The sequence below is a fragment of the Streptomyces sp. NPDC040410 genome (genome assembly GCF_055595715.1).
Genome location: NZ_JBVIVK010000003.1, coordinates 97,109 through 110,090, shown reverse-complemented (window position 1 = coordinate 110,090; position 12,982 = coordinate 97,109). Strand labels below are relative to the sequence as shown.

The 12,982-nt window shown below is 72.3% G+C and carries 12 protein-coding genes; 6 read left to right on the top strand and 6 right to left on the bottom strand.

Going from position 1 to position 12,982, the window contains the following annotated elements; all coding sequences use genetic code 11:
* Positions 1 to 13: 13 nt before the first annotated feature.
* Positions 14 to 1,105 (bottom strand): sigma factor-like helix-turn-helix DNA-binding protein, encoded by a 1,092-nt coding sequence (locus ACZ562_RS07805; protein ID WP_471175020.1) that lies wholly within the window; start codon positions 1,103 to 1,105, stop codon positions 14 to 16.
* Between the two features lie 96 nt (positions 1,106 to 1,201).
* Here ACZ562_RS07805 and ACZ562_RS07800 point away from each other — a divergent pair, with 96 nt between their 5' ends.
* Positions 1,202 to 2,941 carry a cell division protein PerM gene (locus ACZ562_RS07800; RefSeq protein WP_471175018.1) on the top strand — a complete coding sequence of 580 codons (1,740 nt, stop codon included), beginning with the start codon at positions 1,202 to 1,204 and terminating at the stop codon, positions 2,939 to 2,941.
* A 40-nt stretch (positions 2,942 to 2,981) separates the two neighbouring features.
* On the opposite strand, the gene ACZ562_RS07795 is transcribed toward ACZ562_RS07800, so the two are convergent.
* On the bottom strand, positions 2,982 to 3,797 hold the full coding sequence (locus ACZ562_RS07795; protein ID WP_471175016.1) for a hypothetical protein: 816 nt from the start codon (positions 3,795 to 3,797) through the stop codon (positions 2,982 to 2,984).
* Positions 3,798 to 4,063: 266 nt separating this feature from the next.
* On the opposite strand from ACZ562_RS07795, the gene purN reads away from it, so the two are divergent.
* From purN to ACZ562_RS07780, 3 genes are all read left to right on the top strand, one after another.
* A complete protein-coding gene (gene purN / locus ACZ562_RS07790; RefSeq protein WP_471175014.1) occupies positions 4,064 to 4,693 on the top strand; it encodes a phosphoribosylglycinamide formyltransferase in 630 nt (209 codons plus the stop codon).
* Positions 4,690 to 6,255: a bifunctional phosphoribosylaminoimidazolecarboxamide formyltransferase/IMP cyclohydrolase gene (gene purH, locus ACZ562_RS07785; RefSeq protein ID WP_471175012.1), complete on the top strand. Its 1,566-nt coding sequence runs from the start codon at positions 4,690 to 4,692 to the stop codon at positions 6,253 to 6,255. The genes purN and purH overlap by 4 nt, the downstream gene beginning before the upstream one ends.
* Before the next feature lie 155 nt (positions 6,256 to 6,410).
* Positions 6,411 to 7,466, top strand: a complete 1,056-nt coding sequence (locus ACZ562_RS07780) for a WGR domain-containing protein (RefSeq protein WP_471175010.1) — start codon at positions 6,411 to 6,413, stop codon at positions 7,464 to 7,466.
* A 240-nt stretch (positions 7,467 to 7,706) separates the two neighbouring features.
* Here the strand turns inward: ACZ562_RS07780 and ACZ562_RS07775 are convergent, their stop codons facing one another.
* From ACZ562_RS07775 to ACZ562_RS07760, 4 genes are all read right to left on the bottom strand, one after another.
* Positions 7,707 to 8,093, bottom strand: coding sequence for a hypothetical protein (locus tag ACZ562_RS07775; RefSeq protein ID WP_471175008.1), 387 nt, complete (start codon positions 8,091 to 8,093; stop codon positions 7,707 to 7,709).
* Positions 8,094 to 8,187: 94 nt separating this feature from the next.
* A complete protein-coding gene (locus tag ACZ562_RS07770; RefSeq protein WP_471175006.1) occupies positions 8,188 to 9,747 on the bottom strand; it encodes a serine/threonine protein kinase in 1,560 nt (519 codons plus the stop codon).
* Positions 9,744 to 10,490, bottom strand: a complete 747-nt coding sequence (locus ACZ562_RS07765; RefSeq protein ID WP_471175004.1) for an FHA domain-containing protein — start codon at positions 10,488 to 10,490, stop codon at positions 9,744 to 9,746. Before ACZ562_RS07765 ends, ACZ562_RS07770 begins: the two co-directional genes overlap by 4 nt.
* Before the next feature lie 132 nt (positions 10,491 to 10,622).
* A complete protein-coding gene (locus ACZ562_RS07760) occupies positions 10,623 to 11,264 on the bottom strand; it encodes a hypothetical protein (RefSeq protein WP_471175002.1) in 642 nt (213 codons plus the stop codon).
* Positions 11,265 to 11,539: 275 nt separating this feature from the next.
* Between ACZ562_RS07760 and ACZ562_RS07755 the strand changes: the two genes are divergently transcribed.
* Both ACZ562_RS07755 and ACZ562_RS07750 read left to right on the top strand, forming a co-directional pair.
* The gene (locus ACZ562_RS07755) at positions 11,540 to 12,394 is read left to right on the top strand and encodes a bifunctional methylenetetrahydrofolate dehydrogenase/methenyltetrahydrofolate cyclohydrolase (RefSeq protein ID WP_471175000.1); all 855 of its coding nucleotides are present in this window, start codon (positions 11,540 to 11,542) and stop codon (positions 12,392 to 12,394) included.
* The gene (locus ACZ562_RS07750; RefSeq protein WP_471174998.1) at positions 12,384 to 12,863 is read left to right on the top strand and encodes a DUF3017 domain-containing protein; all 480 of its coding nucleotides are present in this window, start codon (positions 12,384 to 12,386) and stop codon (positions 12,861 to 12,863) included. Before ACZ562_RS07755 ends, ACZ562_RS07750 begins: the two co-directional genes overlap by 11 nt.
* Positions 12,864 to 12,982: the final 119 nt, after the last annotated feature.

Here is a 12,982-nt window from a genome sequence, read left to right as displayed (position 1 = left end):
GCCCTTCCCGTCCTCAGCGGGACTGCGGCACGAGCCTGTCCGGCCCGCTCACCGTCTCCTCCCGCAGTTTCTCCCGAAGTTCCGCCTCCGCCTCCGACAGGGGTCCCGGCGCCACCCGCGGCGGTACACCTTTGACGTCCGCTCCCGGTGCCACCGGCGGTTCGTAGCGTGTCGGCGCCGTCCACACCGTGAGGGCCGTGGTGCCGATGAGGGCGACGGTGAACGCGATGGCGGCCCGGGTCCAGAAGCGCGCCCGGCGTTCGCCTCCGCCGCGGACCTCGGGCGGGTCGGGGGCGCGCAGCCGCTCCGCCGAGGCCAGTTCCGCCAGCCGCCGGTGCAGTTCCGCCGGGTCGGACAGCTCCGGCAGGTGCTCGGCGATCGCCTCCCGCGCGCGCAGCAGCCGGTTCGCCGCCGCCCGCGTGCTCGCCTCCGTCTCCGCCGCCGTCTCCGGCAGGTCGAGCCCCACACCGTCGTACAGCAGAAGGGTGCGCCGGTAGTGCGGCGGAAGCGTCAGGAGTACGTCCATCAGTGCGCGGTCGGAGGCGTCGGCGGGCGGCGGTTCGAGGTGGCGGTAGCGCGGGCGGAACCGGTGCCAGGGGGAGAGCGCGTACTCGTACGCCGACGCCCGCACCCAGCCGGCCGGATCGGGGTCGACGGCCACCTCGGGCCAGCGCTGCCAGGCGAGTTGGAAGGCCCGCTCGACCGACTCGCGTGCCAGCTCGCGCCGGCCGGTCAGCACGTACGTCTGCCGTACGAGGGCGGGGGCGCAGAACGCGTAGAGCGCGTCGAACGCCTGTGCGGGGGTCAGGACGGCCCGGGACACCACCGGTTCGGGTCCGAGCGGCAGCTGCTCTTCCTTGCGTTCCGTCACGGCCGGTTCCGTCGGAGGCTGCCGGACGACCGGTTCTGCCGACTCGGCCAGCAGCTTCGCGTACGCCTCCCGTTTGCGGCCGCGCGGACTGGTCCGGCCGCTCTCCCAGGAGCGGACCGTCTCGCGGCTGACGCCCACCCTCGACGCGACCTGAGCCTGCGTCAACGACCCGGCCTCGCGGAGGCGTCGGCGTTCCTCGGGCGGGGGAAGCGGGGTCGCAGGGCTCTGCGTCACGAGGCACCCCTTCGTACGAAAAAGCACATAAACGTATATTGAGCGACACATCGGAGGTTCGCCTCTTACACGAAGAAAGCGTGTGACATTGGGACCATGACGGTCGTGATCCCGATGACCGTTCGCCGACCGCCGACGTCGTCCCTGCTCACCCGGATGCGCGACCGATCGCCCGGACTGGCCGCGAGCCTCTTCGGCGGCGCCGTCGCGGCGGGACTCGGGCTAGGGGTGTTCGCCGCGCTCGTGATGGTGCTGTGGATCAGCTCGCCGTACCCCGACAGCGGGCCCGGCGGCGCGCTGCACGTCGCCGCGGCACTGTGGCTGCTGGCGCACGGCGCCGAGCTGGTCCGCACCGACACGCTCTCCGGCGTCCCCGCTCCCGTGGGCGTCACCCCGCTGCTGCTGCTCGCGCTGCCGGTGTGGCTGCTGCACCGGGCGGCGCGCGACGCCACGGACGGGGGCGGCGAGGACGACGGCAGCCCGGAAGTCCCCGCACGCACGGCGTGGGCGGGGGTCGTCCTCGGTTACCTCGCCGTCGGCGCGGCCGCCGCGCTCTACGCGTCGGGCGGCGAGCTGCGGCCCTCATGGGGCTGGACGGCGGTGTGCGTGCCGCTGGTCGCCCTGACGGCGGCCGGGGCGGGGGTGTGGACGGCGTACGGCCGTCCCGGCGCGGCGGTGCGCAGCGTGCCGGCGCTCTTGCCGGCGGGGGGCCGGCGTCTCGCCCTCGGCCCGGACACCCGGGCACACCTCGGTACCGCCGCGCGGGCCGCCGCCGCCGGGACGGCCGTGCTCGCGGGCGGCGGGGCGCTGCTGGTCGCAGCGTCGCTGGTGTGGCACTGCGATGGGGTGCGGGAGGCGTTCCTGCAGCTGACGGAGGGGTGGTCCGGGCGGTTCGCCGTCCTGCTGCTGTGTCTGGCGCTGGCGCCGAACGCGGCCGTGTGGGGAACGGCCTACAGCCTCGGGCCGGGCTTCGCGCTCGGCGCCGGCCATGTCGTGGGGCCCCTGTCCTCGGCGCCCGCCCCGCTGCTGCCACCGTTCCCGCTGCTCGCGGCAGTGCCGGACGCGGGAACCGGGACGCCGCTGAACTGGGCGGCAGGGGTGGTTCCGGTGGCGGCCGGGGTGACGGTGGGGTGGTTCACGGGCAGGACGGCGTCGCCCGACGGCCGGTTGGCGGGCCGGCCGCCCGGGCGGACCGCCACCACGGCCGGGCTCGCGGCCCTCCTCTGCGCGGCCGGGGTCACCGCTCTCGCCGCGCTGGCGGGCGGGCCGCTCGGTGGCGCCGCGCTCGCCCGCTTCGGGCCGGTGTGGTGGCAGACCGGGGGGACGGCGCTGATGTGGATCACGGCGGTGGGCGTGCCGACGGCAGCGGGGGTACGGGCGTGGCGGCGCCGGAAACAGCGGGGGCGCGGGGAGCCGGTGGTGGCGAGGATCGGCACGCCGCGGGTGGAGCTGCCGGCGGAGAAACAGTCCGGCCGGGGCCGGTTCCGGGTGTCGCCGCGGTCAGTGGGCGGGTGGTTCTCCCGTACGAAGAGCCGTCGTATTACGAAGAGCCGTTGTATGAGGAGCCCCCGTCCGGAGAACTCCCGTACGGGAACCTCTCGTGTGAAGGACGCAGGTAGACAGGGCCCGGCGCCGATGCACCCCGGCTTGGACGCGACGACGGACTCGAGCCTGGCGGCGTACCTGCTGGATGGGCGCGACGACACGTACGAGGCCACGTACGACGACCCCTTCGAGCCGTACGACTTCCTGCCGGCGTCGCCCGATGTCCCGCCTGCGTCGCCGGACATCCTGCCCGGGTCGCCCGACGAGCCGAAGGCGCCCGGCGCTCCCTGAGGTGAGTCCGGCGTCCCGCCCCCGTCGGGCGGGACGGCGGTCAGCTGTTCGTTCCCAGCAGTCCCCGCAGCTCCTTCGGCAGGAGGTCGTTGCAGGCCTGCTTCGACTCGTTGGTGAGGGCGTCGCTGGTGCAGGTGTAGTAGTCGCTGTAGACCATCTTCGCGGCGAAGCCCGCGGCGACCAGCATGATCGCCAGCGACGCGGTGACCAGGCCGCTCACCGCGGCCGTCGTCTGCGGGCGGGCGTTCGGGTCGGGGGCCGGGGTGTCCGGGTCGGGAGTGCGGGGCTTGGTGCGCAGGGACGTGATACCCCAGTACATGGCCAGGGCGCCGAGCAGCAGGGCCACGTACGGCCAGCTGAAGAGGGCGAAGAAGAAGGCCCACATGCCGCTCAGGAGGGCGAAGCGCGCACGGCGCTGAGAGGGGTCCGTGGGGTCCCAGCGCAGGCCGCCCGTGCCGGGGCCGCCGCCACCTGGTCTCTCGGGGCCGGTACCCGGACCGCCCGGGCGGTCGCCGAAACCGCCGGGGGAGCGGCCGGGCTGCTGGTCGCTCCACTGGCTGCCCCACGGGGAGTGGCTGTCCTCGGGGCCCTGCCTGCCCTGGTCGTCCTGCGAGCCGCCGTCGGAGCCCTCGCCGCCGGCCGGGCGGCGGGGCTGCCACGGGCGGTCCGGCGTGCCCTCCGGGGGCGGAGCGAACGGGTTGTCGTCCTCGGCCTGGCCGCCCCGCTCGTCGCCGTTCTTCTCGCCGGAGGGCGCGTCCGGCGGTGAGGCGGGGCGCTCCCGCAGGAGCATGCCGCGCTCCCCTCCCGGCACCGACTGCGGGGGGAGCGTGAGGAGTCGCAGGCTGCGGTCCGGCATCAAGTGAGCGTCTTCCCCTTGGTGAATACGCCTGTCTGGCGTGAGCTGGCGTGAGCTGTCACTTGGTGAACGCAGCGCATGACTACCACGTTCCCGAGGACACTCCCCCCAGACGCTACCTTCCGGCCACGCCCCCGTCCCGTGGGGGCCGCCCCCCGGTGCCGGTATCGTTGCTGGCGGTCGGCCGCTTCGTAGCCTTCCCCGTATCCGGGGGCGCGAAGCATTCGTACGACCGCACAAACGCTTCCCCGAGAAAGGGCACCGCCGTGGCCGCCAAGCCCGTGGCCAAGCGCCTCGTCGTGCTGGTATCCGGATCCGGAACGAACCTCCAGGCGCTCCTCGACGCCATCGCGACCGACGGTGCCGAGGCGTACGGAGCCGAGATCGTGGCCGTCGGGGCCGACCGCGACGGCATCGAGGGGCTCGCCCGCGCCGAGCGAGCGGGGCTGCCCACGTTCGTGTGCAAGGTGAAGGACCACGCGACCCGGGACGAGTGGGACAAGGCGCTTGCCGAGGCGACCGCCGCGTACGAGCCCGATCTCGTGGTGTCCGCCGGGTTCATGAAGATCGTGGGCAAGGAGTTCCTGGCCCGCTACGGCGGGCGGTTCGTGAACACGCACCCCGCCCTCCTGCCCAGTTTCCCGGGAGCCCACGGCGTGCGGGACGCGCTCGCGTACGGCGCCAGGGTCACCGGCTGCACCGTCCACTTCGTCGACGACGGCGTCGACACCGGCCCCATCATCGCCCAGGGCGTGGTGGAGGTCCGGGACGAGGACGACGAGAGCGCTCTGCACGAGCGCATCAAGGAAGTCGAGCGAAGGCTGCTCGTCGATGTCGTGGGGCGGATCGCCCGCAACGGCTATCGCATTGAGGGACGAAAGGTAGTTATCCAGTGACCGCCGAGAGCAACAAGCGGCCCCTTCGCCGGGCGCTCGTCAGCGTCTACGACAAGACCGGGCTCGAGGAGCTCGCTCGCGGGCTCCACGAGGCGGGCGTGGAACTCGTCTCCACCGGCTCCACCGCCGGCCGTATCGCCGGCGCCGGCGTCCCCGTCACCAAGGTCGAGGAGCTCACCGGCTTCCCCGAGTGCCTGGACGGCCGCGTCAAGACCCTGCACCCCAAGGTCCACGCCGGCATCCTCGCCGACCTGCGCCTGGAGGACCACCGGCGGCAGCTCGCCGAGCTGGGCGTCGAGCCGTTCGACCTCGTCGTCGTCAACCTCTACCCGTTCCGCGAGACCGTCGCCTCGGGCGCGTCGCCCGACGAGTGCGTCGAGCAGATCGACATCGGCGGTCCGTCGATGGTGCGCGCCGCCGCCAAGAACCACCCGTCCGTCGCAGTCGTCACCAGCCCCGCGCGGTACGCCGACGTCCTCGCCGCCGTGCAGGACGGCGGCTTCGACCTCGCCACCCGCAAGCGGCTCGCCGCGGAGGCCTTCCAGCACACGGCGGCGTACGACGTGGCGGTGGCTAGCTGGTTCGCGTCCTCTTACGCCCCGGTCGACGAGTCACAGTTCCCCGACTTCCTCGGCGCGACGTGGGAGCGCGAGAGCACCCTGCGCTACGGCGAGAACCCGCACCAGCCGGCCGCGCTGTACGTCGACGGCACCCGTGGCGGACTGGCCCAGGCCGAGCAGCTGCACGGCAAGGAGATGTCGTACAACAACTACACGGACACGGACGCCGCCCGCCGTGCCGCATACGACCACGACGAGCCGTGTGTCGCGATCATCAAGCACGCCAACCCGTGCGGCATCGCCGTCGGCGCGGATGTCGCCGAGGCGCACCGCAAGGCGCACGCCTGCGACCCGCTGTCGGCGTTCGGCGGTGTGATCGCGGTCAACCGCCCGGTGTCGAAGGAGATGGCGGAGCAGGTCGCGGAGATCTTCACCGAGGTCATCGTGGCGCCCGACTACGAGGACGGCGCGCTGGAGGCCCTCGCCAAGAAGAAGAACATCCGGGTGCTGAAGGCCCCGAACGGCCCGTCCAACCCCGTCGAGCTCAAGGCGATCGACGGCGGTGCGCTGCTCCAGGTGACCGACCGCCTCCAGGCCGAGGGCGACGACCCGGCCAGCTGGACCCTGGCGACGGGCGAGGCGCTCACCGCCGCTGAACTGGCCGAGCTGGCCTTCGCCTGGAAGGCGTGCCGGGCCGTGAAGTCCAACGCCATCCTGCTCGCCAAGGACGGCGCCTCGGTCGGCGTCGGCATGGGCCAGGTCAACCGGGTCGACTCCGCGAAGCTGGCCGTCGAACGGGCCGGCGCCGAGCGCGCCCAGGGCTCGTACGCCGCCTCGGACGCGTTCTTCCCCTTCCCGGACGGGCTGGAGATCCTGACGGCGGCCGGCGTCAAGGCCGTGGTCCAGCCCGGCGGTTCGGTCCGCGACGAACTGGTCGTCGAGGCCGCGAAGAAGGCGGGCGTCACGATGTACTTCACGGGGACGCGCCACTTCTTCCACTGACGGTTCGTACGACGGCTCACCCCTCCGCCCGTACGTGGTGAACTCCGCGTACGGGCGGTTCTTGTGCCGCCGCCGAGCCGTCATCGAACGAGAAGGCGCAGCGGAGTTGGTCGCGCCGTCATGCTGATCGCAGTCACCCGGGACGTATGGAGGAGATGGTGGAGACGCGGTATTTCGAGAAGAGCGGCAGCGGGCCCGTACGCCGTTGGCAGATCGGACGCACCGGTATCCGCTGCCACGTGGGCTGGGGGCTGGAAGGTGGTGTGATGCGGGGCCTGACGGCGACGCGCGACGACGAGGCGGACGCCGAGCGCTATGTGAACGAGAAGATCCGCGAGAAGACCCGTGAGGGATATGTCGAGGTTCCTCCGAGCCAAGCCGTCGTCGAAGCCGGGGCTGCCGCAAAGGCGGCCGCCGCTGACATGGCGGACGCCAAGCTGCTCGACGTGATGCGGGAGCAGGAGAAGCGGCGGTACGAGGGGGCCTGGGACTTCTACTGGGCGGGCTACGAACCGGTCGAGGGGTACGACGGGGTGTTCGCGAAGTGCCACGGCTACCAGCGCGGGCCCGGGCCCTTCCACGACTACCTCGTCCTGAGCGAGGACGAGCGCCGGGGCCTGTCCTTCATCGTGAAGGAGCCCGGTCACGACCCCAGGAACGTCTCAGCCTTCCTCGACTTCGTACGCCCCCGCCTTGAACTGGCCTTCGACGGCCGGTCCCACCACAAGGTGGCCCTGCCGTCACCCGTCGGCCAGTTCGATCACGTGCTGTTCTGCGCCCCTTCTCTGTGCGACTACCGCTACAGCGGACGGCTCGGGAGGGCCTTCCCGGTCCTCGACTGCGAAATCGGCGACGAAGACACCGAGACGCTGGTCGAGGCACGGCTGACGGGACGTGACTCGATGCCCTGGAGCACCTGGGATCGTGATCCCTTTCCCGTGATCGACCTGAGGTTCGACCTGCGGAGCAGCAAGGGCTTCGCGGAACTCGGCGGCAGGTCGTCCGTACGGGGTGAGAAGTTCAAGGTCTACCCGCGATCGGCACTGGAACGGATGCTGCGGCTGCTGTCAGAGGCCATACCCGGCAGCCGGCTGGAGATCCGGAACTACCGGAATGACGTTCTGACCCTCGCACGGGCAGACCTCTCCTTGGAGACACCCGCCGAGGTCGACCGATTCCTGCTGGGCGACTCCGTCCAGGGTGCCGCATGATGGCGCGACGCCGACTGCCGAGTCGGACCGGAGCGTCGCCGACGGGCCGGGCCTGTCGCCGCGGATCGCGGATCAGCCGCGTTGGCTGAGGGCTCTGGTCAGGTCGCGGCCGTACGCCCGCGCGGCATCTCGTGTTCCCCGCCCGCGCCTGGGCGCTGTTCGTCGAGTCCTTGCAGCAGGCGGACGGCCCCCGGTCCTCCCCCGAGGGGACCGGGGGCCGCCGCTCTCGGGCGCGGGCGGTCAGCAGACTCGCAGGCCCGGGATCTCTCCGTAGTTCACGCCACCGGAGATCTTGTTGGCGGGGAACCAGCCCCAGCCGCCGTTGCTGACGTTGGTGTCGGCCTGGGTCCACAGCCACCAGTCGTTGCGGGCGTTGCCGACCGGCGGGTTCTCCTGGCCGGGGAACTTCTTCTGGCAGACGAACCAGTTGTCGCCCGCGTTGAGGTAGCCCGCGACATCGCCGTTCATCATCACGTTGCCGCCCTCGTAGTTGTGGCAGTAGCGCGAGTCGTTCGGCCCGCTGCCCCAGCAGCCGTTCGGTGCCGCCGACGCGCCCGCCGGTGTCAGTGCGACCGCGCCCGCGGCGAGTACCGCCGCCGCGCCGAGTGAGGCGAGTGTCCGCTTCATGGTCATGGTGTCCTTCCGGTCGTGCCACCCCCGTTGGTGGACACGACCACCGTGGCCGTGTCAGGCCGCGGAAGGTACCTCGGAAGTCTCAGGGTCACTTCCCGCCCGGCGGCGTGTACTCCTTGAGGTAGTGAGCGACGCGGTCGGCGTAGTCGCGGTACTTCGGGGGAACCCCGGCCGCGTCGTTCACCTTCGCGTACGACGTCCGGTAGGCCGCGGCGATCAGCACGCGGCGGTCGCCCGGCAGGTCGGCGTCCAGACGCGGCGCGATCCAGCACAGGTACCGGCCCATCGCCGGGATGGACTCGGCGGGAGGGAAGGGCGGCTTGGGGACGGACTCGCCGGGCGTGCCGTCCTCGTGCATCCACCAGCGCAGCACGCTCGGGGTCCAGCGGGCGATGCCGTACTCGTCCTTGGCGGGGTCGGCGAGGTCCGGGTCGAAGTCGCTCTCCACCTTCAGCATGGCGGCGATCAGGGGCGGGGTGACCTCCCCCTGCGCGCAGTCGTGCGCCGTTTCCACGATCAGCAGGCGGTAGGCGGCCGGGACGCCCCGGTCGGTGCGGAGTTCGGCGGCGCCGTACGGGGTGGTGGCGTTCCGGCTGTCGGTGCCGTTGCCGGTCGCGCCCGCCCCGCCCGCCCGGACGCTGATGCCGTACCCGAGCGCCGTGACGGCGACCGTCGCCGCCGTCGCGCCGAGGACCAGCAGGGGCCGTGAGCGGCGGCCGCGCCGGGCGAACAGGCGGGGCAGCCGCGTGGACCGGGCGGTGTCGGCGGCCGTCTCCACCCGCCGCAGCAACGCCTCGGTGCCGATGCGGTCCGCGTAGGTCCGGGTCAGACAGTCCCGCACGATCTCCCGCCACGCGTCGGGCAGTTCCGGCGACAGCCGTAACTCCTCAGTGCCCCGGGCGTACGCGGCCGCCGCGTCGCGGCGGGCCGTCGACGTGCCGCCGGGCAGCGGGAAGGAGCCGGTGAGCACGAGGTGGGCGAGGACCCCGAACGCCCATACGTCGGCAGACGGGCGGATACGGCGGCCGCGGTCGCCGATCTCCGACCAGAGCAGCTCCGGCGGGGTGTAGTCGGGCGTGGAGAACGCCGGTGTGTACGCGTGCGTGCCCTCCAGTTCCGCGGCCATGTTGAAGTCGGCCAGCCGTGCCGAACCGTCCTTCATCAGCAGCACGTTGGCCGGCTTCAGGTCCCCGTGCACCCAGCCCGCCCGGTGCAGCTGCGCCAGCCCCTCGCAGATCTGCGCGAGCAGCACGGGGCCGCCGTCCGGCCGGGGTCTCGCGGCGAGCAGCGCGGACAGGGAGCCTTCCGCCTTCTCCAGTACGAGGACGGTGGCGCCGTCGAGGCCGGGGCGCCCGGGGTCGTCGACGGTGAGGGTCTCGTACATCCGGATCAGCCGCGGGCGTCTGAGCCGGCGGTGCAACCGGACCTCGCGGTCGACGAGCTCGCGCAGGTGGGTCAGCCGGCGGGGAGTTCCGGTGCCGGTGGGCAGGAACTTCAGGGCCGCTGTCGCCGGCAGGTCCGCATCACCGCCGCCCGTGCGCCTGGCCTCGTACACGCTCCCGAACGCGCCCGTCGCGATGGGCCGCCGCACCTCCCAGTCGCCGACCCGGTACCCCTTGGGGACCGGCACGGCGTAGGGCTCGGTCACCGGGCGACCCGGCCGGACGGCTCGGCGAGGACGACGAGGTCGTCCTCCCGCACCAGGTCGAAGCGGAGCGCCAGGGACACCAGCGACTCCTTCTTGCCGTTCAGGCGCGGGCCCGGCTCCGCCGTTTCCGGGCCGGGTTTGAGGCGCAGCTTGACGGCGAGGTAGTCGATGTTCCACTGCACCGAGGTGCGGGAGGCGGCCGGCCAGCCGGGACGCAGGCGCTCGACCACCTGGTCGACGGTGGGCAGCGGGGCGTGCGGGGCGCCGCGCAGACGGGGCTCGCACAGGGCGGCGAGGACCGCGAAGTACCGCTTGGTGCGGTCCACGGAGAAGGCGGGCGCGGTGGTGTCGCCGTCGAGTCCGCCCTCGGTACGCAGGTAGTCGTGGCGCGGTGCCCACACCTCGACCGCCAGCAGGTCGCCCGCGGCCGGGAGCACGATCCGCGAGAACTCGAACGGCACCGGCGCGTCCAGTCGGCCCGGTCCCACCTTGATGTGCTCGCCCGCGCCCTCCGGGTTCTCCACGACGTACGTCTGGCGGGAGCAGAGGTTGCTCAGTGTCCAGAAGGCGCCCTGCGCGCGGATCTCTCCGGCCCTGCGGGAGACGCCGTCGTGCGCGATCCACAGGTCGTTCTCCCGTGCGGACCGCCCGAAGGCGAGTCGTTCACCCGGTGCGAGGCGGTGCTGGGAGCGGTGTCGCTCGTCCTCCGTGGTCGGTGGAGGTACCACGATGATGCTGTACAAGGTGCGTCTCCCCGTGCCTGACAGCTACCACTGCCAGACTAGGGCGACGCACCAGCGCCGTGTCCCCCTCGAACGGGTGAGACACGGCCCTTGGACGTGAATGGCGCGAACTGTTCAGTCGCGGGGAAGTGTTCAGTAGCGAGGGCGGCTGAACCACGCCGTGCCGCTCGACACCACCGGCGCCGCCGTGATGATGGCGCCGAAGGCGACCCACAGCAGCGGGAAGATGACCGCGCTGGCAAGGCCGGAGTCGAGGGCGACGAACAGGATGATCAGGCCGATGATGGTGCCGAGCGCGCCGTAGACCACGGTGGTGATCCGGATGCCCTGGCCGCCCGTGCCGAACTTGACGCCGAGCGTGATGGACAGCGCGGCGAACCCCAGGGCGATCAGGGCGAGCACCACGAGGCCGCCGGCCGCCATGTCACTGCCGTCGCTGAACACGCCGAACGGGTCGTCGTCGGAGGAGCTGAAGTCGTCCGCCGCGTCCGAGATGTCGCTGGCGATGGACGCGGCGTACAACCAGGCGATGCCCATCAGGATCTGCACGGCCGAGATGATGAAGAGGAAGACGCGGGCCGTCACCAGCAGGCCCGGCATCGACTGCGGCACCATCGGGTTCCCGCCCGGGTACCCGGGGTAGGCGGGCTGCTGCGGATAGCCGTAACCCTGCGGCGGGGCGCCGGGAGGGGCCTGGGGGTAGCCGTAACCGGGAGCGGCCGGAGGCTGCTGGGGCGGCTGCCCGTAGGGGTTGTTCGGGTCGCCAAAACTCATGGCGGTCTTTCCTCCGTTGTCCAAGTGCGGGGACGACGCGTGGCACTGCACGGAGGAAGGTTTTCTGCAATTGCGGTTGGTCCCCCCGATGAGCTGCCCCGCGGCACTGTTCCCGCCATCGTTCTTCACGCCGGACTTCGTTGTCCAGCCGTAATCCGAATGTGTTGTGCAAGTGCAACATCTCTGATCATGAACGGATGCGCGCGGACGGATGCCGCGCTCCCCACAGGCCCCCTGATTGGAACCGGGACCCCGCCATCGGCGAGGATGGAGCCATGACCGCCCAGATTCTCGATGGCAAGGCCACCGCAGCCGCGATCAAGTCCGATCTGACCGCCCGCGTGGCGGCGCTGAAGGAGAAGGGCGTCACGCCCGGCCTCGGCACGATCCTCGTCGGGGACGACCCCGGCAGCCAGAAGTACGTCGCCGGCAAGCACCGCGACTGCGCCGAGGTCGGCATCGCCTCCATCCAGCGTGAGCTGCCGGCGACGGCGACGCAGGACGAGATCGAGGCAGCCGTGCGGGAGCTCAACGAGGACCCGGCCTGCACCGGTTACATCGTGCAACTGCCGCTCCCCAAGGGCATCGACGAAAACCGCATCCTGGAGCTGATGGACCCGGACAAGGACGCCGACGGGCTCCACCCGATGAACCTGGGCCGCCTGGTCCTGAACGAGCCGGCGCCCCTGCCCTGCACGCCCAACGGCGTCCTCACCCTGCTGCGCCGCTACGGCGTGGAGATCAAGGGCGCAGAGGTCGTGGTCGTCGGCCGCGGCGTGACCATCGGCCGGCCGATGCCGCTGCTGCTGACCCGGCGCAGCGAGAACGCGACGGTGACCCAGTGCCACACCGGGACGCGTGACCTCTCCGCCCACCTCAGGCGCGCGGACATCATCGTCGCGGCCGCCGGTTCGGCCCACCTTGTCCGGCCGGAGGACGTGAAGCCGGGCGCGGCAGTCCTCGACGTCGGCGTCTCGCGCAGCGCCGAGGGCAGGATCGTCGGAGACGTCCACCCGGGCGTCGCCGAGGTCGCCGGCTGGATCTCCCCGAACCCGGGCGGGGTCGGCCCGATGACCCGGGCGCAGCTGCTCGTCAACGTGGTCGAGGCGGCGGAGCGCAGTGCCGGCTGAGGACACCCCCGGCGAGACCGAGGACATCGAGGTACGGGACCCCGTCAGCGCGCCCGACGCCGAGGGGCGGCCGCGGCGTACGACGCGTCGCTTTCCGCTGTTCACCAGGGACACCGCCCGCCCCGAGGGCGGCGGCCGGGCCGCGCCCGGCGACGCCCCGGCACCCGCCCGGCAGTGGCCGATCCTCGCGGTGCTGACCGCGGTCGGCCTCGGTCTGCTGCTGACCGCGCTCGACGTGTTCCGCTACGGGACGCTGCTGATCGGCGCCGCTCTGCTGGCCGGCGGCGTTCTGCGGTGGGTCCTGCCGGACGTCGGCATGCTCGCCGTACGCTCCCGCTTCACCGACATCGTCACGTACGGCGTGCTGGGCGCCGTGATCGTCCTGCTGGCGATGATGGCGCAGCCGCACCCGTGGCTGCAGATCCCGTTCCTGAAGGACACGCTGCACTTCACCGTCAGCAGCGGCTGACCGCCCGCGCACGGCGGCGGGGGGGGGTCCCCCCCCCCCAACACAGAAACCCCCCCCACACCACCCCCCCCCCCCCCGCGGGGCCCTCCCCCCACCCTCCGTCCCCCTTTTTCCCTGCT